Origin of the sequence: Corynebacterium sp. UMB9976 (assembly GCF_030212265.1) — a bacterium.
Lineage (GTDB): Bacteria > Actinomycetota > Actinomycetes > Mycobacteriales > Mycobacteriaceae > Corynebacterium.
The window spans coordinates 1-22,722 of record NZ_JASODY010000002.1 but is presented as its reverse complement, the minus strand read 5'-3'; the positions used below and the strand labels follow the sequence as shown (position 1 = coordinate 22,722).

25 protein-coding genes are annotated in these 22,722 nt (G+C 66.7%); 21 read left to right on the top strand and 4 right to left on the bottom strand.

What is annotated here, in order from left to right:
• The first annotated feature begins 3 nt into the window (after window positions 1-3).
• From QP140_RS01780 to QP140_RS01770, 3 genes are all read left to right on the top strand, one after another.
• Window positions 4-690: an IMPACT family protein gene (locus QP140_RS01780; RefSeq protein ID WP_070758042.1), complete on the top strand. Its 687-nt coding sequence runs from the start codon at window positions 4-6 to the stop codon at window positions 688-690.
• A gap of 77 nt (window positions 691-767) precedes the next feature.
• Window positions 768-1,001, top strand: coding sequence for a hypothetical protein (locus QP140_RS01775; RefSeq protein ID WP_148812040.1), 234 nt, complete (start codon window positions 768-770; stop codon window positions 999-1,001).
• Between the two features lie 3 nt (window positions 1,002-1,004).
• Entirely contained in the window at window positions 1,005-1,373 is a 369-nt protein-coding gene (locus QP140_RS01770) for an RNA-binding S4 domain-containing protein (protein ID WP_070758046.1), read from the top strand.
• Window positions 1,374-1,470: 97 nt separating this feature from the next.
• Here QP140_RS01770 and QP140_RS01765 read toward each other — a convergent pair whose 3' ends face one another.
• From QP140_RS01765 to QP140_RS01755, 3 genes are all read right to left on the bottom strand, one after another.
• Window positions 1,471-2,463 carry a GTP pyrophosphokinase gene (locus QP140_RS01765; protein WP_284757774.1) on the bottom strand — a complete coding sequence of 331 codons (993 nt, stop codon included), beginning with the start codon at window positions 2,461-2,463 and terminating at the stop codon, window positions 1,471-1,473.
• Between the two features lie 46 nt (window positions 2,464-2,509).
• Window positions 2,510-2,962, bottom strand: a complete 453-nt coding sequence (locus tag QP140_RS01760; RefSeq protein WP_284757771.1) for a hypothetical protein — start codon at window positions 2,960-2,962, stop codon at window positions 2,510-2,512.
• Window positions 2,963-3,180: 218 nt separating this feature from the next.
• Window positions 3,181-3,954, bottom strand: a complete 774-nt coding sequence (locus QP140_RS01755; RefSeq protein ID WP_284757769.1) for a BRCT domain-containing protein — start codon at window positions 3,952-3,954, stop codon at window positions 3,181-3,183.
• Window positions 3,955-4,016: 62 nt separating this feature from the next.
• Between QP140_RS01755 and QP140_RS01750 the strand changes: the two genes are divergently transcribed.
• Window positions 4,017-4,715, top strand: coding sequence for an Rv0361 family membrane protein (locus QP140_RS01750; RefSeq protein ID WP_284757768.1), 699 nt, complete (start codon window positions 4,017-4,019; stop codon window positions 4,713-4,715).
• Window positions 4,706-5,230 (top strand): hypothetical protein, encoded by a 525-nt coding sequence (locus tag QP140_RS01745; RefSeq protein WP_284757767.1) that lies wholly within the window; start codon window positions 4,706-4,708, stop codon window positions 5,228-5,230. The genes QP140_RS01750 and QP140_RS01745 overlap by 10 nt, the downstream gene beginning before the upstream one ends.
• Here QP140_RS01745 and QP140_RS01740 read toward each other — a convergent pair.
• On the bottom strand, window positions 5,227-6,774 hold the full coding sequence (locus QP140_RS01740; RefSeq protein ID WP_148812029.1) for a hypothetical protein: 1,548 nt from the start codon (window positions 6,772-6,774) through the stop codon (window positions 5,227-5,229). The two genes, QP140_RS01745 and QP140_RS01740, sit on opposite strands and share 4 nt — an antisense overlap.
• Before the next feature lie 93 nt (window positions 6,775-6,867).
• Here QP140_RS01740 and hisD point away from each other — a divergent pair, with 93 nt between their 5' ends.
• The 16 genes from hisD (at window position 6,868) to pyk (ending at window position 22,585) form a co-directional block, all read left to right on the top strand.
• Window positions 6,868-8,187, top strand: a complete 1,320-nt coding sequence (gene hisD, locus QP140_RS01735; protein WP_284757766.1) for a histidinol dehydrogenase — start codon at window positions 6,868-6,870, stop codon at window positions 8,185-8,187.
• Window positions 8,168-9,268, top strand: coding sequence for a histidinol-phosphate transaminase (locus QP140_RS01730; RefSeq protein WP_284757989.1), 1,101 nt, complete (start codon window positions 8,168-8,170; stop codon window positions 9,266-9,268). Before hisD ends, QP140_RS01730 begins: the two co-directional genes overlap by 20 nt.
• 2 nt (window positions 9,269-9,270) lie before the next feature.
• Window positions 9,271-9,885, top strand: coding sequence for an imidazoleglycerol-phosphate dehydratase HisB (hisB, locus tag QP140_RS01725; protein ID WP_070761909.1), 615 nt, complete (start codon window positions 9,271-9,273; stop codon window positions 9,883-9,885).
• A gap of 112 nt (window positions 9,886-9,997) precedes the next feature.
• A complete protein-coding gene (locus QP140_RS01720; RefSeq protein WP_284757765.1) occupies window positions 9,998-11,326 on the top strand; it encodes an MFS transporter in 1,329 nt (442 codons plus the stop codon).
• Between the two features lie 13 nt (window positions 11,327-11,339).
• A complete protein-coding gene (gene hisH, locus QP140_RS01715; RefSeq protein ID WP_284757764.1) occupies window positions 11,340-12,083 on the top strand; it encodes an imidazole glycerol phosphate synthase subunit HisH in 744 nt (247 codons plus the stop codon).
• Between the two features lie 88 nt (window positions 12,084-12,171).
• Window positions 12,172-12,933: a bifunctional 1-(5-phosphoribosyl)-5-((5-phosphoribosylamino)methylideneamino)imidazole-4-carboxamide isomerase/phosphoribosylanthranilate isomerase PriA gene (gene priA, locus QP140_RS01710; protein WP_284757763.1), complete on the top strand. Its 762-nt coding sequence runs from the start codon at window positions 12,172-12,174 to the stop codon at window positions 12,931-12,933.
• Window positions 12,933-13,883 carry an inositol monophosphatase family protein gene (locus QP140_RS01705; RefSeq protein ID WP_070758069.1) on the top strand — a complete coding sequence of 317 codons (951 nt, stop codon included), beginning with the start codon at window positions 12,933-12,935 and terminating at the stop codon, window positions 13,881-13,883. The genes priA and QP140_RS01705 overlap by 1 nt, the downstream gene beginning before the upstream one ends.
• Window positions 13,880-14,641: an imidazole glycerol phosphate synthase subunit HisF gene (gene hisF / locus QP140_RS01700; RefSeq protein WP_070758071.1), complete on the top strand. Its 762-nt coding sequence runs from the start codon at window positions 13,880-13,882 to the stop codon at window positions 14,639-14,641. The genes QP140_RS01705 and hisF overlap by 4 nt, the downstream gene beginning before the upstream one ends.
• Window positions 14,638-14,982, top strand: a complete 345-nt coding sequence (gene hisI, locus QP140_RS01695) for a phosphoribosyl-AMP cyclohydrolase (protein WP_070761913.1) — start codon at window positions 14,638-14,640, stop codon at window positions 14,980-14,982. Before hisF ends, hisI begins: the two co-directional genes overlap by 4 nt.
• Window positions 14,983-14,985: 3 nt before the next feature.
• Window positions 14,986-16,521, top strand: a complete 1,536-nt coding sequence (locus tag QP140_RS01690) for an anthranilate synthase component I (RefSeq protein WP_284757760.1) — start codon at window positions 14,986-14,988, stop codon at window positions 16,519-16,521.
• Window positions 16,522-16,564: 43 nt separating this feature from the next.
• Window positions 16,565-17,215 carry a TIGR02234 family membrane protein gene (locus QP140_RS01685; RefSeq protein ID WP_284757759.1) on the top strand — a complete coding sequence of 217 codons (651 nt, stop codon included), beginning with the start codon at window positions 16,565-16,567 and terminating at the stop codon, window positions 17,213-17,215.
• Window positions 17,216-17,309: 94 nt separating this feature from the next.
• Complete coding sequence (gene trpC, locus QP140_RS01680; RefSeq protein WP_070758079.1) at window positions 17,310-18,131, top strand: indole-3-glycerol phosphate synthase TrpC; 822 nt, start codon at window positions 17,310-17,312, stop codon at window positions 18,129-18,131.
• 24 nt (window positions 18,132-18,155) lie between these two features.
• A complete protein-coding gene (gene trpB, locus QP140_RS01675; protein WP_284757758.1) occupies window positions 18,156-19,412 on the top strand; it encodes a tryptophan synthase subunit beta in 1,257 nt (418 codons plus the stop codon).
• Window positions 19,413-20,186, top strand: coding sequence for a tryptophan synthase subunit alpha (trpA, locus tag QP140_RS01670; RefSeq protein WP_148812013.1), 774 nt, complete (start codon window positions 19,413-19,415; stop codon window positions 20,184-20,186).
• Between the two features lie 14 nt (window positions 20,187-20,200).
• Window positions 20,201-21,103, top strand: coding sequence for a prolipoprotein diacylglyceryl transferase (lgt, locus tag QP140_RS01665; RefSeq protein WP_070758084.1), 903 nt, complete (start codon window positions 20,201-20,203; stop codon window positions 21,101-21,103).
• A 63-nt stretch (window positions 21,104-21,166) separates the two neighbouring features.
• Window positions 21,167-22,585: a pyruvate kinase gene (gene pyk, locus QP140_RS01660; RefSeq protein WP_070758086.1), complete on the top strand. Its 1,419-nt coding sequence runs from the start codon at window positions 21,167-21,169 to the stop codon at window positions 22,583-22,585.
• The last annotated feature ends 137 nt before the right edge of the window (window positions 22,586-22,722 follow it).

Here is a 22,722-nt window from a genome sequence, read left to right as displayed (position 1 = left end):
CCAGTGAGCAAGAAGAAGCAGACCCCCGAGTCGGAAGGCGCAGAAGAGTTCACCCGGCTCGCGCCCTACCGCCGCCCGACGGATAACGAGTGGCAGGCCGAGCTCGAGATCAAGCGCTCCACCTTCATCGGCCTGGTGCGGCAGACCCCCACCGAGGCCGAGGCACGGGCATTCATCGACGAGGTCCGGGAACGCTACCCGGATGCCCGCCACCACTGCAGCGCCTACCTCGTCCACCAGGACGGAGCCCAACCCATCGAGCGCTCCAGTGACGACGGCGAGCCCGCCGGCACCGCCGGACAGCCCATGCTGGAGGTGCTGCGCGGCAGCGGGGCCCTGGACGTCACCGCCGTGGTCGTCCGCTACTTCGGCGGCGTCCTGCTGGGTACCGGCGGCCTGGTCCGCGCCTACCACGACGCCACCAAGGCCGCGCTCGATAAGGTCACCTGGGTCACACGCACCCAGCTGGAGCTCTACCGCGTGGAGCTCAACCACGACGAGGCCGGGCGCGTGGAATCCGACATCCGCAATGCCGGCTACCAGATCCTGGAGACCGACTACGCCGCCCAGGTCGGCTTCCTCATCGCCGGGGACGATGCGCTAGCCACCCACCTGGCCAGCTGGACCCAAGGCCGCGTGGAACCCACCCGCGCGGGCCAACGTTGGGTAGATTTACCCACCGGAAGCTAAAACTTTTCCCAGGCACCCTGGCGACCCGGTGAGCACCCGGGCCACAACACCAAGAACGTGATAGAGGAAGAAGCACCATGACCCTCAGCCCCTACGGAGACAACCCGATTGCCCAGCGCAAGGCCGCCGTGCGCAAGCACTCCAAGGCTATCCAGATCACCGCTGGCGTCGGCGGCGGACTCATCGTCCTGGGCGCCCTCACCGGCGCTGGCATGGGCTTCATCATCACCGTCCTGGTGATCTCCCTAATCGTGGCCGGATACAACGGCTGGCAGATCAACAAGATCATCAACCAGAAGGACAACTGGTAAACCATGGTCCGCATCGACGCCTGGGTCTGGGCCGTCCGGCTCACCAAGACCCGCGCGCAGGCCGCGGCCGCATGCCGCGCCGGGCATGTGAAAATCAACGGCGAATCAGTGAAGCCTGCTCAGCACGTGGCCGTGGGGGACCAGGTGCGGGTGTGGGTCAACCACCGGGAACGCATCGTCGAGGTCACGGAGCTGCTGCACAAGCGGGTGGGGGCGCCCGTGGCGCAGAAAGCCTATATCGACCACTCTCCGCCACCACCGCCCAAGGAGATCATCGCCTCCATGCCACGGCGTGACCCCGGGGCCGGCCGGCCCACGAAGAAGGAGCGCCGCCAGCTGGATAAGTTCATGCGCAACCAGCGGCGCCGCTGAATGCGGTAGCACCGCGTTGGTGCGCCGCGGCGCTAAAGCTAGCGGCGATCACCGCTGGGCGTAGACGCCCAGCGGCAACAACTGGGAACCAGTGCGTTCAGTCGCGTGTGCCGGGGGAGTAGACCTTTTGGCCCAGCTGCTGCCAACGGTTGCCGAGGCGCCCAGGGCGGGTCTCGATATTCTCCCCGATGTGCACGGTGCGCCGAATATGATCCCGGCCGTAGGTAAACAGCAACAGGTCGTCGATGAGGCGCACCTGCCCGGGCTCGAAGGGATAGGCCATCGCCTCGTTGAGCGCGGCGATGCGCTCCGGGTCCAGCAGCTCCTTGAGCTCCGCGACGGTGGTGATGCCGTGGGCAGCCAGCATCGCGATCGCCCAGCCGTAATAATCCGCCCGCGAGGTGGGGTAGGAGTTGCCCAGCAGGCGGGTGAGCAGGCCCGGCAGCGAGCGGGTGTCGAGCTCGGTGGCGTCCTGCTCCTGCGTGCGGGCGTCGACGATGCGGGCGATCTTGTCGAACTGCTCGTCGGCGAGCTCGATGAGACCTGCGGCCAGCGTGAAAGCCCGGTCCACCTCCGGGTTGCCGGACATCTCCGGGTTCTTGTAGCGCATATCGTGCTCGAACTCGGCCCACGCGTGCTGCAGCACGGTGCGCAGCTGCACCTCCACTCGCCGGCCGAGTTGCTCTGAGTAGCCGATCACGTGGTGGGAGGCGTAACCGAAGCGCCCGCTCTTGGCGGTTTCGGCGGCCTTATCGACCACGGTGTCGATGGCGAAGATGGTGCTCACCGCCGCGAGCAGCTGCTCGATCTCGCCGGAGTGGAAGGTGGTCACCCGGATGCCGACGATGTCGTGGGCGCTCGCGAAGCCCTGATATTCCGGGTAGTTGGGGTTCTTCAGCTTCGCGACGAAGCTGGAGCGGTCCTTCAGCCTCACCGAGACCTGGTCGAAGCTGATCCCCGCGTCGTCGAGCGCGGCGGCAACGAGCTCTTTCGTTTCGCGCTCGGCGGCGGGGTGCTCATCGAGCCAGGTGTCGTAGTCCTTCAGCGCCTGGGCGATGGTGCTGGCGGTTGGTGAGGTGGAGTTTCCCATGACCCAGAGTCTAAGCCACGGTTCGCGAGGCCGCGGAGAGCGGTTTCTAGAGGAAGTCGAAGGCCACGCAGAAACCGGTGCGCAGGTCGAAGGGGCCGTGCCAGTCTTGGCGATCGATAGCCAATGGCAGCGGGCAGACCTGCACGCGCTCGCCGGCGACGTAGAACGCCGCCACCCCGTCCAAGACCCTTTCCATCCGTTCCGCGAGCCCCTGAGCCAGCTTCGGGTGGGTCAGCATCGCGGTCGGCGGCGGGGCGCCCGCGGAACCGGTGAGCTCCACCCAGCCATAATCCCGGGAGTCGAGGCGGTGGACACGGTAGGCCTCGCCGGATTCGCCCACCACCTCGCTGATGCTGTCTGCAGTCTCACCCCACAGCTGCAGGAGCGTGTGATAATCCTTCTCCGAGAACTCCGGGAGCTCCGCGGTGAAGCCGGACCCCACCGGCACCCGCACCGGGCGGCTATAGCAGGCCTCCGGCAGGCGGGTCAGCCGAGCCACCCCGGGCAGGCTTTTGCTCGCAGGGCCCGCCGGCCCGGCCGTGCACTGCGTGGCCACCTCCGCGGCAGCCGTGATCGTGGTCCTGGTTCTGTGCGTTGTTCTACGCGTTGTCACTGTGCTCATCATGACAGTGTTAGACAACGCGCGAGCCCATTTGGTTCCCGGAAACGGCGAAAACCCCAAAAATTCTTGGGGGAGCCACCCACCGCGCCGGGGAGTTAGTCCTGCACTCCCAGCTTGTGAAGCAGTTCCTCGAAGGTCCAGATCGCCAGCTCCTGGCCCTGTTCCTGCAGCTCCCGGGCGCGCTTCTCCTTGCTGGTCACCGTCGCCCATTCGCCGAGAATCAGCAGGGTGGTCTTCTTCGTCACGTTCTTCGCGACGATCGCACCAGCATCGGCCAGCATGTCCCAGACCTCGCCCTTGGAGTAGGGATCCACGTCCCCGGTGATGACGACCGTCTCGCCGAACACGGGGCCGTCCACGTCCGCTTCAGTGTTTTGCTTCGGCACCTTGTCTGGTGTGGCCACCCGGTCCCAGGGGGCGCGCCGGTTGCCGCTCTTCTTCGCTGTCTTCTTTGTCGACGACGACGTCGGCGCGGCCGCTGGTGCTGCGGAGCTGCCCGCCGCTGGGGCGTCCGACTCGAAGGAGGCCGACCACTCTGCGGCATCGATGGTCGCGACGTCGACGTCGAAACCGGCCTGCAGGCGGGAAAGTTGCTCGTCGATCTCGGTCAGCATCTCCGCCTCGCCGGGGAAGAAGTGCACGGTGGCCGGGTTCAGGCGTGCCTCATCGAAGCTGCGGATGAAGCCGTTGGTGCTGGCCCCAGCAAGCAGGAAGTGCAACCACCCCGGCGAGCTGGCCGTCGGCGCCGAGATGCGCCAACCCAGCAGTTGCTCCGGTGCGATGGCCAGATCGGGGGAGAGGGAGCGGGCGAGCAGCGAACGGTGGACCTGAATGCCGTCGCTGGTGATGGTGATCGAGGAGTCCGTCATGGCTTCGACGCTACCCGATCGAGCTAGGCACAGGACACGCGAGCGACTAGGCTTCTAAAGCTATGAAGATCTCAGCAGTTTCCAGCTCTGGACGGCGCGCCCTCGCGGTGTGCCTGGCAGCAGGGCTCGCCCTGTCCGCTTGCTCGAAGGAAGAGGAAGCGTCGAAGGACGAGAAGTCCACCTCGACCACCACCTCGCAGGCCGACGCGAAGAAGTCCGAGGACAAGGACAAGAAGAAGGCCGAAGAAAAGAAGGCTGAGGAGAAGAAGGCCGCCGAAAAGAAGAAGGCGGAGGAAAAGAAGAAGGCAGAAGCCGAGAAGAAGCGGGCTGAGGCCAAGAAGGAAGAGGCCAAGAAGGCAGAGGCCGCCAAGCAGGCCCAGCAGGAGCAGGCGAAGGAGCAGCCCAAGGCGCCGGGTGGTGCCCCGGCGCAGGGCAACGCGGGGAACGACGAGAAGGAGATCCGCGACCTCGTCATGGGCATGAACGCCCACGTCAACAACCCGCACGCCTACATGAACTACCGCCGTGACAACGCCTGCCAGCGCGTCCGCAACGAGGTTGGCGACGGCGCCTTCGACGAGGCAGCGAACAACCTCGCCGGGACCGGCCTGAACCTGATCCCGCGGATCGATAACATCAACAGCGTGCAGGTCAACGGCAACACCGCGCGCGTCGAGACCACCGCCAGCGCACAGGGCCAGTCCCAGCCAGCGCCGATTGACCTGGTCAAGGAAGGCGGGCGCTGGAAGTTTTGCGGCTAGCTAGCATCGCACGCAAGGCGCAGCCGGTCTCCGCGGTATTCCTCTTCGCGATGCTGACCTACGGCGTTGTCGGTGTGCTGTGGGGGCTGTGGCACCCGACCGTTGACGTCGAGGTGACCGCCAACGGTGCACTCGACCCCGTGCCCGGCACCGAAGATGCCAGCTTCGTGGGCTTTGCGTGCTTCGTTATCGTCACCGGCCTGCTGGCCTTCGCCGTCGCCGGTTGGTCTTTCCTCACCAAACCGCGCGGACCGGCCATGATGATGTGGACCACGCTCGTGGTGTTCTCCGGCACCTGGTGGGCCTTCGCGATTGGGGCGCGGATCACCAGCTGGATGAATACCCTGCCCGAGGGGCACCCCGCCCCGGGGGACGTTCTCCACTTGGCCAGCGCCGATATTTCGCTGACCGCGCTGCTGCTGCCGATGACCATCGCCCTGGTCTTCTACTGGTGCGCGTCCGTGATGAGCGACAGTGAGACCTTCAGCGATAGTGCGGCTTCGGCCGAGAACTAGCCGCCGAGCTCCTCTTTGACCTGCGTGAATACCGCGTCGAGCTCTGCGGGGCGCGCGAATTCCGCGGGCATGGCCACGTTTGCCTGGGCGTAGGCCTGTCGCGCCAGGTCAGTTTCCCCCATCGCCAGCTGGGCGCGAGCCTCCGCCAGTAACGCGAAGGCCTCCTTGACCGGGTGCCCCAACCGCTCGAAGGCGCTAGTCGCCCGGCGCGCGAAGTCCACGGCCGCCCCGCCCTCGGCGAACTGGGCCATGGTGAGCAGCCACTCGGCGACGTGCCACTCCTTGCCCTCCTCTTGGCTGGCCTCGATCAGCTCCCAGGAGCGGCGGAGGTACGCGGTCGCGGCGTCCTCGTCGAGGTAGGCCAGAGTCTGGAAGACCTCGGCGGCATCCAGCAGCCGGCCGGATGCCTTCAACAACTCCGCCCGGCGGTGCTGCAGGTCGAAGACCTCTTCGGCTAGCCCCAGGCGCAGGCCCGCGAAGGTGGCGATCGCGTAGCAGGAGGCGGTGCGCTGGTCATTGGGGGTCATCTCCGACCAGTGGATCACCGACCGCGCGGTGTCCCAGGCCTCCTCGAAGAGGTTGTTTTCGAAGGCGGACTGGGCGATGACCTCCTGCAAATCCAGCAGGATGGGGCCGACGGGGACGCCGTCGACCCAGGTGACCATGTCATGTGAGAGCTGCCAGGCCTCTCCCGCGCGGTCCTGGGAGAAGTACACGCGGGCGGTGAGCTCCGCGTGACGCATCGCGATGACCGGGGCATCCATGATGCGAGCCAGCTCCACGCAGCGTGCCCAGTGCTCAGCCACGCCTGCCTCGTCGCCTTCCAAAAGTGCAAAGTGCCCCAGCATGTCGTGGGCGTCGAAGCGGGAGACCGAGGTGGTGTCTGAGCTGCTCAGCACCTCGCTGGCCAGGGCATAGGCCTGTTGTTTGCGGCCGGAGAACCAGTGCCGCTGGGCGTACCAGAGCAATCGGTCTGCCTCGGTGGGGTAGGCGGTGCCGAAGCGGCGCACCAGCCCAGCGAAGACCTCTGCCAGCTGCTCGCTGACATTCACGGCCACCGAGTATGCGGTCGTGGCGGCGGTGGCGAGCTTCACCGCATCGGGGCGGTCGATGCTCTCACCGCGAATGGTCGGTTCCTCGCCGACAGTGGGGGAATCCGGGGTGGGGCGCCAGGCATGGAAGTCCTCGAGCAGAGCGCGCAGCCGGTCCTCGGGCTCGCCGAGCGGGTACACAGAGGGCTCATCCTGGTTGAGCGCGTGGAAGGCCAGGTGAGCCTTGCCGACGAGCGTGAGCGCATCGTCCCCGCGACTGTCCGCCCAGGTGTTGAGCTCGCCGAGCGCGGCGATGGCCTCGTCGGTCATCCCCATCACATCTGCGGCCCCGGCGCGCAGGAAGTAGAACTCGCCGACGAGCTCGGGGCTGACGTCCTCGGCGGTGGCGAGCCAGTGGAAGCGGGCGAATTCGCTCATCTGCCGCCAGGCCGTGCGCCCCTGAGCGACATCGTGGGCGCTATCGGCCAACAATGCGTTCAAAGTCAGTGGCATGCCCCATGAACCTCCGGAAAACCTGGCTTGATTAGAATAAGGATCACCCTAGCAACCCACCATTTTTAGCCCCTTTAAGGGAGAGGATCTGGCATGCTCCAGCGCATTGATCTTCGAGGCACCACACCCACCACCGCGCAGCTTCGGCGGGCGCTGCCCCGCGGCGGCACGGATATTGATGCGGTGCTGCCGACCGTCTCGCCCGTCGTTGAGGACGTCAAGGCCCACGGCGTGGCGGCGGCGAATAAGTACTCCCAGCAGTTCGACGGCTGCGTCCCGGCGAGCCTCCGGGTGCCGGCCGAGGTCATCGATCAGAGCCTTGACACCCTGGAGCCGAAAGTCCTGGACGCGCTCAAGGAGGCGATCCGCCGGGTGCGGGCCTTCCACGAAGCGCAGCGGCCGGAGGACCAGGACGTCGAGATCGCCGAAGGCGGCGTGGTCTCCGAGCGATGGATCCCGGTGGAGCGCGTGGGCCTGTACGTCCCGGGTGGCAAGGCCGTGTACCCATCCAGCGTGATCATGAACGCCGTTCCTGCCCAGGCCGCCGGCGTCGGCAGCCTCGTGGTGGCCTCCCCGCCGCAGGCGGATAATGGCGGCTGGCCGCACCCGACGATCCTCGCGGCCTGCAAGCTGCTGGGCGTGGACGAGGTCTGGGCCGTGGGCGGCGCGCAGGCCATCGCGCTGCTGGCCTACGGCGACGAGGATCTGGAGCCGGTGGATATGATCACCGGCCCGGGCAATATCTTCGTCACCGCCGCCAAGCGCCTGTGCCGCTCCGTCGTTGGTATCGACGCGGAGGCAGGCCCCACTGAGATCGCGGTCCTGGCCGACGAGTCCGCCGACCCGGTGCAGGTGGCTTATGACCTGATCAGCCAGGCCGAGCACGACCCGATGGCGGCTTCCGTGCTGATCACGAACTCCGAGCAGCTCGCCGACGCGGTCGACCGCGAGATCGCCGAGCGTTACCAGGTGACCCACAACTCCGAGCGCGTCGCCGAGGCCCTGCAGGGCCAGCAGAGCGGCATCGTGCTCGTCGGCGATGAGGAAGAGGCGATCCGCGTGGCCAACGCCTACGCCGCCGAGCACCTGGAGATCCACACGAAGGACGACACCGGCACCGCGAAGAAGATCATCAACGCCGGTGCGATCTTCATCGGGCCGTACAGCCCGGTGCCGCTGGGCGACTACGCCGCGGGCAGCAACCACGTCCTGCCGACCAGCGGCAGCGCCCGGCACTCCTCGGGCCTGTCCACCCACACCTTCCTCAAGTCCGTGCACGTCGTGAACTACAGTGAGCAGGCCCTGCAGGACGTCTCAGAGACCGTGATCGCCCTCGCGGACGCCGAGCGCCTCCCCGCCCACGGGGAAGCAATCAAGGCCCGCACCAACCCAGATTGGACCAACCGTGGTTAATCTCCCGATCCGTGAAGAATTCCAGGGCAAGTCTGCCTACGGCGCGCCCCAGCTGACCGTCAAGAACCAGCTGAACACGAACGAAAACCCCTACCCGCCGAGCGAGGCCATCGTTGAGGACCTCGTCGCCGAGGTCCGCGCGCTCGGTGCTGGGCTAAACCGTTACCCGGAACGCGACGCCGTCGAGCTGCGCGAGGACCTGGCCGAGTACATCACCGCCCAGACAGGCGTGGCGGTCACCAAGGACAATCTGTGGGCGGCCAACGGCTCCAACGAGATCCTGCAGCAGCTCCTCCAGGTCTTCGGTGGGCCGGGCCGCAGCGTGCTGGGTTTCGTGCCCAGCTACTCCATGCACCCGATCCTCGCGGCAGGCACCCAGACCGAGTTCATCGCCATTGACCGCGACCCCGCCCAGGGCTTCGCGATCGACGTCGACAAGGCTGTGGCGGCCATTGAGGAGCACCAGCCGAACATCGTTTTCGTCACGACGCCGAATAACCCGACCGGTGGGATCACCCCGCTGGCGGACATTCGCCGCATCCTCGACGCCGCACCGGGGATCGTCATCATCGACGAGGCCTACGCCGAGTTCTCCGACGAGCCGAGCGCTTGCACGCTGCTGGCGGACTACCCGGCCAAGCTCGTGGTCTCCCGCACGATGAGCAAGGCCTTCGACTTTGCCGGTGGTCGCCTGGGCTACTTCGTGGCCGACCCGGCGTTCATCGAGGCAGTCATGCTGGTGCGCCTGCCGTACCACCTCTCGACGCTGAGCCAGGCCGCCGCGCGCGTGGCGCTGCGCCACCGGGAGGATACGTTGGCCACCGTCGCCACCCTCAGCGAGCAGCGCGACCGGGTTGCCGCCGAGCTGAAGGAACTCGGCTATGAGGTCGTCGACTCGCACTCCAATTTCATCTTCTTCGGTGGGCTGCAGGACAGTCACCGCACGTGGGAGGCATTCTTGGACCAGGACGTCCTCATCCGCGACGTCGGCATCCCCGGCTGGCTGCGCGTGACGGTCGGCCTGCCGGAAGAAAACGACGCCTTCTTGGCCGCAGCGGCAGCAGTGAAAGGAAAGAACTAACTATGAGCAACACCTTCGAGGGCCGGATCGGACGCGCCCAGCGGAAGACCAGCGAGTCCGACATCTCGGTGAGCATCAACCTGGACGGCAGCGGTAAGACCGACATTTCCACCGGACTGCCCTTCTTCGACCACATGCTCACCGCACTCGGTGCCCACGGCTCCTTCGACCTTGAGGTCAAGGCAGTCGGCGACGTCGAGATCGACGCCCACCACACCGTCGAGGACACTGGCATCGTTCTGGGCCAGGCACTGGGCGAGGCGCTCGGGAACAAGGCCGGCATCCGCCGCTTCGGTGATGCGTTCATCCCGATGGACGAGTGCCTGGCTCATGCGGCCGTCGACGTCTCGGGTCGCCCGTACTACGTTGGCACCGGTGAGCCAGATGCCATGGTGCACACGGTCATCGGCGGCCACTATGCCACCGTGATCAACCAGCACTTCTTCGAAACCTTGGCCCTGAACGCCCGGATCGCCCTGCACGTGCGTTGCCTCTATGGCCGCGATCCGCACCACATCACCGAGGCGGAGTACAAGGCCGTGGCCCGCGCACTGCGTGCCGCCGTGGAGCGCGACGAGCGCGTCACCGGCATCCCGTCGACCAAGGGTGCCTTGTAGGATTTAAGCCGCACGCGCCCCAGCCGTGCGGCCTGGGCGGGTGAGAGACCCGTCGCCGATAGAGACCAGCAGATTTTCAACCCCGTGCGCACCACGTACGGAGGAAGGAAGGATGACCTTGCCTATTCGCCCGAAGGCACTCCCGGCGGCAGAGCTCGCCAAGATCGAATCCGTGTGGCAGGCCCCGGGGCTCAAAGCCACGTTGATCTCGGTGTTCTGTGCCTTCGGCGGGTGGGCGATCCTCCTGCCGGTGATCCCGCTGGCCATCATTGAAGCTGGGGGATCCGAGACGATGGCCGGTGCTAGTACCGGCATCTTCATGGGGGCCACCGTGGCGACCCAGTACTTCACCCCAAGGATCCTGCGGAAAGTAGGCTATTTCCCCGTCATGGCCACGGCCGGCTTATTGCTCGGCCTTCCCGCGCTGCTGCACATCGGCTCGTTGTCCAATGCGGCCGTGATCGCCGTGGCTATCATCCGCGGCATCGGCTTCGGTGCCGTCACGGTGACGGAAGCCGCGCTGATTGCCGACCTCGTGCCGCTGCACCTGCTGGGCCGGTCCAGCGGTGTCTTCGGGGTCTTCGTGGGAAGCGGCCAGCTCATCGGCTTCCCGCTGGGCATGTGGGTTTATGACAACTACGGCTCCGCGGTCTACGTCCTGGCCGCCGTCTACGCCGTGGTCGGCGCGGCCGCCGCGCTGGGGCTCCCGGTGGAATCCAAGGAGGTCACCGAGGCCACCCACGAAACCACCGAGGTTGAAAAGCCCGCCACCCAGATGGTTGCCACCTGGAAGCTGGCGACCGTGCCCGGGCTGCTCATCGGTGTCGCCGCCGTGGGGTTTGCAGCGTTCAGTAACTTCCTGGCGCCCGCCGCCGCCAAGATCGATCCCGCCATCGCCGCCACAGTCGCCGGCCTCACCCTGGCGGTGATGGGCGCGGCGCAGACGATCGCGCGTGCGTTCTCCGGCTGGTGGTCCGACCGCAAAGGCGAGCCCGGCACCCTGGCCGTTGCCTCGCTGATCTTCGCCCTCGCCGGTGTGCTGGGAGCAGCCCTGACCATCAATATGGAACCCACCGGCCGGCTGCTGGTGGCCTGCGCCCTGCTGACCGCCGCGATCTTCGGCGCCGGTTTTGGCTTGGCGCAGTCTGAAGCGCTGCTGCTGCTCTTCTACCGCCTGCCGCGCGACCGCTCCGCCGAGGCTTCCGCCCTGTGGAACATGTCCTTCGACTCCGGAACCGGTGTCGGCTCGATCCTGCTGGGCATCGTGGCCTCCAGCTTCGCCTTCCAGGGCGCCTTCATCGGTGCGGGCATCGTCATCCTCGTCGGCCTGGGGCTGGTCATCCTGGACCGCTTCATGGGCCAGCACCGCGTCGTGGACACCGGAAACGTCCGTACCCGTCTGCGCCGCGTGACCAACCGGGTGCGCGTTCGTCGCCGGTAGGCGCCCGGGTACAATGCGGGCTATGGAAACACAGTCCACAGAAGCGAATTCCAGCACAGCCGCCCCTGCTGAAGAGGGCACCCTTAAGGCCACCGGTGGGCGGCGGCCCAGCGTCGCGCTGTTGGACTACGGCAGTGGCAACATCCGCTCCGCGCAGCGCGCCATCGAGCGGGCCGGGGCCGAAGTCACCGTCGCCAACGATCCGAAGACGGTGCTGAACGCCGATGGCCTACTCGTGCCCGGCGTGGGGGCGTTCGCCAGCTGCATGACGGGCCTGCGCAAGGTCCAGGGGGCCCGACTAATCGGGGAGCGGCTCGCCGGCGGCCGCCCGGTACTCGGCATCTGCGTGGGCATGCAGATCCTCTTCGAGCACGGTGTGGAGTTCGCCGACGGCGCCCACGGCAGCTCGGAGATCGAGGGCGCGGGAGAGTGGCCGGGTACTGTCCGTCGCCTCGACGCCAAGATCCTGCCCCACATGGGCTGGAACACCGTGGACGTCGATCCCGCGGGCAGCCAGATGTTCGACGGCCTCCCAGCCGACGAGCGCTTCTACTTCGTCCACTCCTATGGAGTCCAGGAGTGGGAGCTGCACACCGACGGCCGGACCCGCGCGCCCCTGGTCCACTGGGCCCAGCATGAGGACTGCCGCTTCGTCGCAGCCGTGGAAAACGGCCCGCTGTGGGCCACCCAATTCCACCCGGAGAAGTCCGGCGACGCGGGCGCGCACCTGCTGCGCAACTGGGTCACAACCCTCTAGTTGCACGGTCCCGGCACTGCGCCGGCAGGCCGGGGCTACACTGATCCTTTAATAGCTAAATCCACCCCGTGGCGAGAAAGTGAAAAACATGTCCCACAACAACACCACCGCTTTGACTCTCCTTCCCGCCGTCGACGTCTCCGAGGGCCAGGCCGTCCGCCTCGTCCAGGGCGAGGCCGGCACGGAGACCAGCTACGGCGCGCCGATCGAGGCCGCCATGGCCTGGCAGAACGCCGGGGCCGAGTGGATTCACCTCGTCGACCTCGATGCTGCCTTCGGCCGGGGCAGCAACTTCGAGATCATCCGGGAGGTCACCCAGGCGATGGACCTGAAGGTCGAGCTCTCCGGCGGCATCCGCGACGACGCCTCCCTCGAACGCGCGTTGTCCACCGGCTGCGAGCGCGTCAACATCGGCACCGCCGCGCTGGAGAACCCGGAGTGGTGCAAGAAGATCATCCAGGAGCACGGGGACAAGGTCGCCATCGGCCTGGACACCCGTGAGGTCGACGGCGAGTGGCGCCTGCGCGGCCGTGGCTGGACCAGCGACGGCGGCAACCTGTGGGAGGTCCTGGAGCGCCTCGACGCCGAGGGAGTGTCCCGCCTCGTCGTCACCGATGTCTCCCGTGACGGCATGCTCAACGGACCGAACGTCGAGCTGCTGCGCGAGGTTTCGGCGGCAACGTCCGCGCCGGTCGTCGCGTCGGGCGGTATCTCCAGCCTGGACGACATCCGAGCACTCGCCGCCGTCGTCAACGAGGGCGTGGACTCGGCCATCGTTGGTAAGGCACTGTATGCAGGCAAGTTCACGCTCGAGGAGGCGCTGCGGGTCGCCCGCGGTCAGGAGGACTGATGACAGAATCTCTCGACACCCGCGCGCTGCTGGCCATCGCCGAAGCCGCGGTCGACGAAGCCGAGGCCACCTTCACGGCCGCCGTCGGTGCGGATCCCGAGGTCATCAAGAGCCCCGGCGATTTCGCCACCGAGGCCGACCTCAAGGTGGAACGGCAGCTGCGCAACCTGCTGAGCCAGTACACCGGCTTCCCGGTTCACGGCGAGGAGTATGGGACCGTCATGCCGGGCGAGCTGCCGGGCGAAGTGCCGGAATACAATCCCGGTGACAAGAGCGCGGACGCCCTCGACGGCCCGCGTCGGCGTCGTCGGGAACTCATCGACGAGGAGCCGGAGACCTTCTGGGTCGTTGATCCGATCGACGGCACCGCGAACTACGCGGTGGGCAACCCGTTCTGCTGCATCCTCGTGTCCCTGATCCACCAGGGTGAGACCCTGCTGTCGGTGACCGAGATGCCGTTGCTGGGCCGCCGCATCACCGCGCACAAGGGCCACGGCCTGTTCGTGGACGGCAACCCCGCCCGGCCGATGCCACCCTCGGACGCGGGCGTGACACAGATCAGCTTCGGCTCGATCCTGTCCCAGCGCCGCGGCAACCTGCCGATTTCCTACCGCCAGGACATGCTCAACGAGATCGGCAAGTCCTATCCGCGCATGCGCGTCACCGGCTCGGTGGGCATCGACCTGGCCTTCACCGCCGCCGGTGTTTTCGGCGGCACGGTGACATTCAGCCCGAACCTGTGGGATAACGCGGCAGGCATCCTGGCCGTGGAGGCCAACGGTGGCGTGGCGACCGACTTCGCGGGCAATCCGTGGCGGCCGGGTGTCTCCGGCCTGGTGGCCGGGGAGCCGGACGTGCACGCCACCCTGCTGGAACACATTCAAAACGTGCCGATCGGCACCGCTGCGCGCACCGCGCAGGAGATCATGGACCGAGGTGGAATTCAATGAGCGTCAGTGTGCGCGTCATTCCATGCCTGGACGTGGCGAACGGCCGCGTCGTCAAGGGCGTGAACTTTAAGAACCTGCGCGACGCCGGCGACCCGGTGGAGCTCGCGAAGCGCTACGACGAAGAGGGCGCCGACGAGCTGACCTTCTTGGACGTCTCCGCGTCCAAGGAGGGCCGCGGCACGATGCTGGACGTCGTCCGCCGCACCGCGGATCAGATCTTCATCCCGCTCACCGTCGGCGGCGGGGTTCGTTCCGTCGAGGACGCCGACGCCCTGCTGCGGGCGGGCGCAGATAAGGTTTCCGTGAACTCCTCTGCGGTGGCGAACCCGGAGCTGCTCCGCGAGCTGTCCACCCGCTTCGGCGCCCAGTGCGTCGTGCTCTCCGTGGACGCCCGCCGCTGCGATGACCAGCCCTCCGGCTACGAGGTCACCACGCACGGCGGCACCAAGTCCGCCGGCCTGGACGCCGTGGCCTGGGCCAAGAAGGGCGAGGAACTGGGCGTGGGGGAGATCCTGCTCAACTCCATGGACGCCGATGGCACCAAGGACGGCTTCGATACCGAGATGCTTGCCGCGGTGCGCGAGGTCGTGTCCATCCCCGTCATCGCCTCCGGTGGCGCGGGTGCAGCCAGCCACTTCCCGCCAGCCGTTGCGGCCGGTGCGAACGCGGTCCTGGCGGCCAGTATCTTCCACTTCGGCGAGGTCAGCATTCGCGAAGTAAAGGACGCTCTCGCGGAGGATTACGAGGTGCGCCGTTGAGTTCTGCAGCCCTCGACCCCGCCATCGCCGGGCGGCTGAAGCGCAACGCTGACGGGCTCGTCGCCGCCGTCGTCCAGGACGCGACCACCGGGGACGTCCTGATGCAGGCCTGGATGAACGACGAGGCCCTGGCTCTGACCCTGGCCACCCGCAAGGGCACGTATTGGTCCCGGTCCCGGCAGCAGCTGTGGGTCAAGGGGGAGACCAGCGGGCACACGCAGGAAGTCGTGGAGGCACGGCTGGACTGCGATGGCGACACGGTGCTGCTGAAGGTCAATCAGACCGGTGCGGCGTGCCACACCGGAACCACCACCTGCTTCGATTCGGATAGGTTGCTCTAGAACATGGCTACAGCGCAGGGGAATTTCCAGCAGATGACGACCCGCGAGGAATTCCGCGCCCTGGCGGCGGAACACCGCGTGGTTCCGGTGGTGTACAAGGTGCTGGCCGATGGGCTGTCCACCCTGAACACTTATCGCGTCCTCGCGGAGGATCGGCCGGGCACGTTCCTCTTCGAATCCGCCCCGAGTGGCAAGTCCTGGAGCCGCTGGTCCATCATCGGCACCGGGGCGCGCGCCGCCCTGGTTGCCAAGGGCAAGGACGCCCGCTGGATCGGCCAGGCCCCCGAGGACCTGCCCGCCGCCGAGGACCCGCTCGCTGCGATCAGCGCCACCCTCGAGGCCCTGCACACTGCCCCGATGCCGGGCCTACCACCACTGACTAGTGGCCTGGTCGGCTACCTGGGCTACGACATGGTGCGCTACATCGAGCAGCTACCGGATACCTGCGAGGACGACCTGGACGTCCCCGACCTGGTGCAGATGCTCGTCGACACCCTGGCGGTCGTGGACCACCACGAGGGCAGCATCTGGCTCATCGCCAATGCCGTGAACTGGAATAACTCACCGGAGCACGTGGACGCCGCCTACGACGACGCCGTGGCCCGCATCGAGGACATGCTCGGCAAGCTCTCCGGCGCGACCGCGGGCGGGGTTCACACTTACGACGCCACAGCCGAGCCGCAGGTCCGTCGCCAGCAGACTTCTGAGGTGTACCGGGAGCGCGTGTTGCAGTGCCAGGAGCACATCCGGGCAGGGAACGCGTTCCAGATCGTGCTGAGCCAGCGATTCGAGATTGATACGGACGTGCCCGCCCTGGACATCTACCGGATGTTGCGACGCACCAACCCGAGCCCGTACATGTTCCTGATGAACATCCCGAACGAGGACTTCACGCAGACCGCGTTCCGGATCGTCGGCTCCTCGCCGGAGTCCCTTGTCCGCGTGCAAGATGGGCACATCAGCACCCATCCGATCGCCGGTTCCCGGCCCCGCGGGGCCACCCCGGAGGAGGACCTGGCCAACGAGCGGGAGCTGCTGGCCGATGAGAAGGAGAACTCCGAGCACTTGATGCTCGTGGACCTCGGCCGCAACGACGTTGGCAAGATCTCGAAGCCTGGCTCGGTGGCGGTACACGACTTCCGCCACATCGAGCGCTACAGCGCCATCATGCACCTGGTTTCCGGCGTGACGGGCGAGCTCGCGGAGGGTAAGACGGCCGTGGACGCTGCGGCCGCGACCTTCCCGGCGGGCACGTTGTCTGGCTCCCCGAAGCCATCCGCGATGAGCATCATCGACCGCCTCGAGGACACCCGCCGCGGTATCTACGGCGGCACGGTCGGCTACTTCGATTTTTCCGGCAACACCGACCAGGCGATCGCGATCCGCTCCGGGCTCTACAAGGACGGCACCGTGTACGTGCAGGCCGGTGCGGGTATCGTTGCGGATTCCGACCCGGCGGCGGAAGACCGCGAGTGCCAGCACAAGGCCGCGGCCGTGCTGCGCGCCGTGGCAGCAGCGGAGACGCTGCGCAAGCTCTAGGTTGCGACCGGCCAACGACGTTGACGAAAAAGGTAAGAAGGGCATGACGAAGACTGAGAAGCGCATTCGTGGGCTGGCCCAACTGCTGGTGATCCTGGCAGCGGCCGGCGTGTGGGGTTTCGGCCGCATGAACTGGCTGACCGCGGAGGTCTTCGACGACAAGTCCGGCGAGTCCACCCACGAGCTCGTGGGTGCAGTGTGGGATCCGGCTGGCACGCCGTTGGCGCTGGCGATGATGGCCGCGCTGATCGCGACGATGGCAGTCCCGCCAGTGGTCCGCCGTATCATCGGAGTGCTCATCGCACTGCTGTCCGCTGGCGCGAGCTTCCGGGCCGTGCAGCTCGTGGGTGCGGAGCCGGATCTCTACCGTGCCCAGCAGCTGCTGCGCTCTGGCGTGGCCACGCAGAATTCCAGCAACCCCGAGCAGATCTCCGCCTGGGCCCAGGTGGTGTCCGCGGAAGTGCACAACCTGCCCGTCCTGCTCACCGTCATCGTCGCCATTCTCGGCGTGTGTGGCGGAGTGATCCTCGCGATGAAGCCCGGGGGCTCGGACAGTGGCTATAGCCGCTATGAGACCCCGGAACGTCGGCGCGAGGGAGCCAAGCAAGACCTGACGGAAAACCCGGATTCCGGCCGGGTGCTGTGGGATGCCCTCGACGCGGGAGTGGACCCCACGGACGAGGAACGGGCGTAACCAGCGTCAGCGGGGGCGGCAGGATTTCGTGCCAGCGCGACGCGTAGATAATGTTGTGACCATCGACACAGCGATCGTGAAAGGTTAGGCCGACATGGCAACAGTGTTGGATGAGATCATCGCCGGAGTTCTCGAGGACCAGGCTCGCCGTGAAGCGGAGGTGCCGCTGGCGGAGATCAAGGCCCGTGCACTGGACGCCCCGCCCGCGCTCGACGCGCTGGCTGCTCTCTCCGGTCCGGATGTGAGCGTTATCGCTGAGGTCAAGCGCTCCAGCCCCTCGAAGGGAGCGCTGGCCGCGATCCCAGAGCCGGAGGTGCTGGCCAAGGCCTATGCCAAGAACGGTGCCGCCGTCATCAGCTGCCTGACCGAGGAGCGCCGCTTCAACGGCTCCCTGGCCGACTTCGACGCTGTGCGCGCAAACGTAGATATCCCGCTGCTGCGCAAGGACTTCATCGTCAACCCGTACCAGATCTACGAGGCACGGGCCCACGGCGCGGACGTCATCCTCCTCATCGTTGCAGCCCTCGAGCAGGAGCGGCTGACCGGGCTCCTGGAGTGCGCCGAGTCGCTGGGGATGACCGCCCTCGTCGAGGTCCACACGGAGGACGAAGTCGAGCGCGCGGTCGCTGCCGGTGCCAAGGTCATTGGCGTCAACGCCCGTAACCTCAAGACCCTCGAGGTCGATATGTCCGTCTTCGGTCGCATCGCCCCGCTGATCCCGGATCACATCGTGAAGATCGCGGAATCCGGTGTGCGCGATAAGCACGACCTGATCGAGTACGCCCGCCACGGCGCAAACGCTGTCCTCGTGGGCGAGGGGCTCGTGACCGCCGACGACCCGGGTGCGGCCGCCAAGGCCCTCGTGGTGGCGGGCCAGCACCCGGCGTGCCCGACCGGCTCCAAGCAAAACGCATAACCCCAGCCAGGTAAGTTGGAACTCGTGAGCAATAAAAAGAAAAGCCCAGCACAAGCACTTCCCACCGCCGGCGAAGTGATCGGCACCGCGACCCACCACGAGCCCGATAATCTCGGGCAGTGGGGCGACTTCGGTGGCCGCTATATCCCAGAGGCCCTCATGGCCGTGATCGATGAGATCACCGACGCCTGGGGCAAGGCGAAGACCGATCCGGAGTACCTGGAAACGCTCGACGATCTGCACCGCAACTACTCGGGCCGACCGTCCCCGCTGTACTACGCAGAGCGATTCTCCAAGCACGTGGGTGCAGAGGTGTGGCTCAAGCGTGAAGACCTCAACCACACGGGTTCCCACAAGATCAACAACGTGCTCGGCCAGGCCCTGCTAGCCAAGCGCATGGGCAAGACCCGCGTGATCGCTGAGACGGGCGCCGGCCAGCACGGCGTCGCGACCGCCACCGCGTGTGCGCTGCTCGGCCTGGAATGCCGCATCTACATGGGTGCAGTGGACGCCCAGCGCCAGGCGATGAACGTCGCCCGGATGAAGCTGCTGGGAGCGGAAGTCGTGGAGATCGAGCTCGGCTCCGCTACGCTGAAGGACGCGATTAACGAGGCCATGCGCTACTGGGTGGCCAACGCGGACGACACTTATTACTGCTTCGGCACCGCCGCCGGCCCGCACCCATTCCCGCAGATGGTGCGCGACCTGCAGCGCATCATCGGCACCGAGGCCCGCGAGCAGATCCTTCAGGGCGCTGGTCGCCTCCCAGACGCCGTCGTGGCCTGCGTGGGCGGTGGCTCGAACGCCATCGGTCTGTTCCACCGGTTCATCGAGGACGAGTCCGTCGCGCTGATCGGCGCCGAGGCCGCGGGCGACGGCATGGACACCGGCCGTCACGCAGCACCCATCAACATGGGTCGCCAGGGCGTGTTCCAGGGCTCCTACTCCGACCTGATGGAGGACGAGGACGGCCAGATCATCCCGTCGCACTCCATCTCCGCCGGGCTCGATTACCCGGGTGTGGGCCCTGAGCACTCCGCACTGCACGCCGAGGGGCGCGCGGAATACTTCGCCATCACCGATGCCGAGGCCATGGAGGCCTTCCGCCTGCTGACCCGCTTGGAGGGCATCCTGCCGGCCATCGAGTCCGCCCACGGTGTGGCCGCTGCTATCAAGTACGCCGAGCGCGAGGATAACCCGTTGATCATCGTCAACGTCTCCGGCCGCGGCGATAAGGACGTCGCGACCGCCGCGAAGTGGTTCGCGAAGGAGGGAAACTAAATGAGCCGCCTGGAGCAGATTTTTAAGGACGCCAAGGCCGAGGGGAGGGCGGCGTTCGTCGCCTACTACCCGGCAGGTTTCCCGACGGTGGAGGAGTCCGTCGAGAACATCATCGAGCTGTCCAAGCACGCGGATCTCATCGAGGTGGGCATCCCGTTCACGGACCCGATGATGGACGGCCCGACGATCCAGCACGCCGCGGATATCGCCCTGGAGAATGGCTTCAAGGTCAAGGACACCATCGAGGTCGTTCGCCGGGCCACCGAAGCCGGCGCGAACTGCGTGGTCATGACCTACTGGAACCCGGTGCTGCAGTACGGCCCGGAGCGCTTCGCCGCCGAGTTCGCTGAGGCCGGTGGCCTGGGCAGCATCATCCCGGACCTGCTTCCGGAGATGGCTGGCCGCTGGAAGGCCGCCTGCGATGAGCACGACCTGGATCCGGTCTACCTGGCGGCCCAGTCGACCACGATGGAGCGGTTGGAGATGACCGCGAACGCCGGTGGCGGCTTCATCTACGCGGCTTCCCACATGGGTGTCACCGGCGCCCAGGACGAGGTCGACAAGGGGGCCCAGGAGCTCGTGGAGCGCTGCCGCAAGGTCACCGACCTGCCGGTGGCCGTCGGGCTGGGCGTTCGCGACGGCAAGCAGGCCGCGCAGATCGCAGCCTTCGCCGACGGCGTGATCGTGGGCTCCGCCCTCATCAACGCCACGGAGCAGGGCACCCTGGTGGAGGTCGCAGCAGACCTGGCCGCCGGCGTGCGCGCCAAGGCGTAGGGGAGCAGCCACGCATGATGGGTGCGACGGACACCATGCTGCTCGCCGCGATTCCTTCGCCCCCGCAGGGCGTGTGGTACCTGGGCAGCTTCCCGCTGCGTGCCTACGCCCTGTGCATCCTCACGGGCATCGTCGTGGCGTACTTCTGGTCGCGGAAGCGCTACGCCGATCGTGGCGGTGACCCGGAAGTCGTGGTCGACGCGCTGCTCGTCGCCGTACCCGCGGGCATCATCGGCGGGCGGATTTATCACGTCATCACCGACCACGATAAGTATTTCGGGCCGGGGAAGAACCCCGTCGATGCGCTGAAGATCACCAACGGTGGCCTCGGCATCTGGGGCGCGGTGATCCTGGGTGGGGTGGCCGTGGCGCTGCTGTTTAAGTTCAAGCGTCTCCCACTGATGCCCTTCGCGGACGCCATCGCGCCCACCATCCTGCTGGCACAGGCCATCGGCCGGTTGGGCAACTGGTTCAACCAGGAGCTCTACGGCGGTCCCGCTGACGGCCCGCTGGCCCTGGAGATCTACCGCCGCGTCGACGAATCCGGGTACCTCGCGCCCGTCACGGGGCGTTCCACCGGGGAGGTCATCGCCACCGTCCAGCCCACCTTCCTCTACGAGATGCTGTGGAACATCCTCATCGTCTGCCTGCTGGTCTACATCGACCGCACCCGCCGGCTGGGTGGCGGCAGGGTGTTCATGCTCTACGTGGCTGGCTACACCCTGGGTCGCTTCTTCATTGAGATGATGCGCACCGATCCGGCGACGACGGTCTTCGGGGACGTCCGCATCAACGTGGTGGTCTCTGCCGTGGCGTTTGTGTCGGCTGCCATCTTGTTCTGGGCGACCCGGAACCGACGTCGGGAAACTCCCGAGTACGTCCGCGGCAACGCCGAACTTTCTGCCGCGTCGGAGTAAAAACACGCCCCAATTACCCCTTATGTAGCGGGGGTAGGCTGCTCCTGGCTATTCTGGGGAGCTGTGAGCAGAAGAACAAAAATCGTATGTACGCTCGGCCCGGCTGTGGCCGATAAGGATTCGATTCGCGGGCTGATCGACGCGGGCATGAATGTCGCGCGTCTGAACTTTTCCCATGGGGAACACGCTGATCATCAGCAGAATTACCAGTGGGTTCGCGACGCCTCGGCGGAGACCGGCAAGCCGGTCGGCATCCTCGCCGACCTGCAGGGCCCGAAGATCCGCCTGGGCCGTTTTGCCGAAGACAAGACCTACTGGGCGACCGGCGAGACCGTCCGCATCACCGTGGAGGACATCGAGGGCACCCACGACCGCGTCTCCACCACGTACAAGGGCCTTGCCCGGGACGCCCAGCCGGGCGACCGCCTGCTCGTCGACGACGGCAAGGTCGCGCTGATCTGCAAGGCTGTCGAGGACGACGACGTGGTCTGCGAGGTCGTCGAGGGCGGCCCGGTCTCCAACAACAAGGGTGTGTCCCTGCCGGGGATGAACATCTCTGTGCCGGCGCTGAGCGAGAAGGACCGCGAGGACCTTCGCTTCGCCCTGAAGATGGGCGTGGACTTCATCGCGCTGTCCTTCGTCCGCTCCCCGGCGGACGTTGAGCTTGTCCACGAGATCATGGACGAGGTCGGCCGCCGCGTGCCGGTCATCGCGAAGCTGGAGAAGCCGGAGGCCGTCGACGCGCTGGAGCCGATCATCCTGGCCTTCGACGCGATCATGGTCGCCCGCGGTGACCTGGGTGTGGAGGTGCCGCTGGAGGACGTCCCGCTGGTTCAGAAGCGCGCCATCCAGATCGCCCGCGAGAACGCCAAGCCGGTGATTGTGGCGACCCAGATGCTGGACTCCATGATCGAGAACTCCCGTCCGACCCGCGCGGAGGCCTCCGACGTGGCCAACGCCGTGCTCGACGGTGCGGATGCGGTCATGCTGTCCGGCGAGACTTCCGTGGGTAAGCACCCGATTGCGACGGTGGAGACGATGTCCCGCATCGTCGTTGCCGCCGAGGACGACGGCGAGGCCCCACCCCTGACGCACCGCCCGCGCACCCGCCGCGGCGTGATCTCCTACGCGGCGAAGGACATCGGCGAGCGTCTCAACGCGCGCGCCCTGGTGGCCTTCACCTCCTCTGGGGATACCGCCAAGCGCGTGGCGCGCCTGCGCAGCTACCTGCCGCTGCTGGTGTTCACGCCTTCGCAGGATGTGCGCAACCAGCTGTCGCTGACCTGGGGCACCGAGACGCTGCTCACCAATGACGTCGATTCCACCGATGACATGATGCGCGTGGTGGACGAGTCCCTGCTCAGCAAGAAGAACTACAACTACGATGACCTCGTCGTGGTCACCGCGGGCTCCCCACCGGGAATCCCGGGCAACACCAATATGATCCAGGTGCACATGCTGGGTCAGGAGCGTCGCCGCTAATTACTAGCGGTCAGGCGTGAAAAAGGGGCCGGGTCTCGCTAATGAAGCGAGCCCCGGCCCGGGTTAAGTAAAGAAAAGTGTGTCCGCATGCCACCATAACCCCAGACCACACACCACAAATCACCAAAGAATAGCTC

What these genes read in the sequence shown, in the direction of transcription:
- QP140_RS01775 (WP_148812040.1), top strand. Translation starts at nt 768, where the DNA reads ATGACCCTCAGCCCCTACGGAGACAACCCGATTGCCCAGCGCAAGGCC.
- QP140_RS01770 (WP_070758046.1), top strand. Translation starts at nt 1,005, where the DNA reads ATGGTCCGCATCGACGCCTGGGTCTGGGCCGTCCGGCTCACCAAGACC.
- QP140_RS01765 (WP_284757774.1), bottom strand. Translation starts at nt 2,463, where the DNA reads ATGGGAAACTCCACCTCACCAACCGCCAGCACCATCGCCCAGGCGCTG.
- QP140_RS01755 (WP_284757769.1), bottom strand. Translation starts at nt 3,954, where the DNA reads ATGACGGACTCCTCGATCACCATCACCAGCGACGGCATTCAGGTCCAC.
- QP140_RS01750 (WP_284757768.1), top strand. Translation starts at nt 4,017, where the DNA reads ATGAAGATCTCAGCAGTTTCCAGCTCTGGACGGCGCGCCCTCGCGGTG.
- QP140_RS01740 (WP_148812029.1), bottom strand. Translation starts at nt 6,774, where the DNA reads ATGCCACTGACTTTGAACGCATTGTTGGCCGATAGCGCCCACGATGTC.
- hisD (WP_284757766.1), top strand. Translation starts at nt 6,868, where the DNA reads ATGCTCCAGCGCATTGATCTTCGAGGCACCACACCCACCACCGCGCAG.
- hisB (WP_070761909.1), top strand. Translation starts at nt 9,271, where the DNA reads ATGAGCAACACCTTCGAGGGCCGGATCGGACGCGCCCAGCGGAAGACC.
- QP140_RS01720 (WP_284757765.1), top strand. Translation starts at nt 9,998, where the DNA reads ATGACCTTGCCTATTCGCCCGAAGGCACTCCCGGCGGCAGAGCTCGCC.
- hisH (WP_284757764.1), top strand. Translation starts at nt 11,340, where the DNA reads ATGCGGGCTATGGAAACACAGTCCACAGAAGCGAATTCCAGCACAGCC.
- priA (WP_284757763.1), top strand. Translation starts at nt 12,172, where the DNA reads ATGTCCCACAACAACACCACCGCTTTGACTCTCCTTCCCGCCGTCGAC.
- QP140_RS01705 (WP_070758069.1), top strand. Translation starts at nt 12,933, where the DNA reads ATGACAGAATCTCTCGACACCCGCGCGCTGCTGGCCATCGCCGAAGCC.
- hisF (WP_070758071.1), top strand. Translation starts at nt 13,880, where the DNA reads ATGAGCGTCAGTGTGCGCGTCATTCCATGCCTGGACGTGGCGAACGGC.
- QP140_RS01690 (WP_284757760.1), top strand. Translation starts at nt 14,986, where the DNA reads ATGGCTACAGCGCAGGGGAATTTCCAGCAGATGACGACCCGCGAGGAA.
- QP140_RS01685 (WP_284757759.1), top strand. Translation starts at nt 16,565, where the DNA reads ATGACGAAGACTGAGAAGCGCATTCGTGGGCTGGCCCAACTGCTGGTG.
- trpC (WP_070758079.1), top strand. Translation starts at nt 17,310, where the DNA reads ATGGCAACAGTGTTGGATGAGATCATCGCCGGAGTTCTCGAGGACCAG.
- trpA (WP_148812013.1), top strand. Translation starts at nt 19,413, where the DNA reads ATGAGCCGCCTGGAGCAGATTTTTAAGGACGCCAAGGCCGAGGGGAGG.
- lgt (WP_070758084.1), top strand. Translation starts at nt 20,201, where the DNA reads ATGATGGGTGCGACGGACACCATGCTGCTCGCCGCGATTCCTTCGCCC.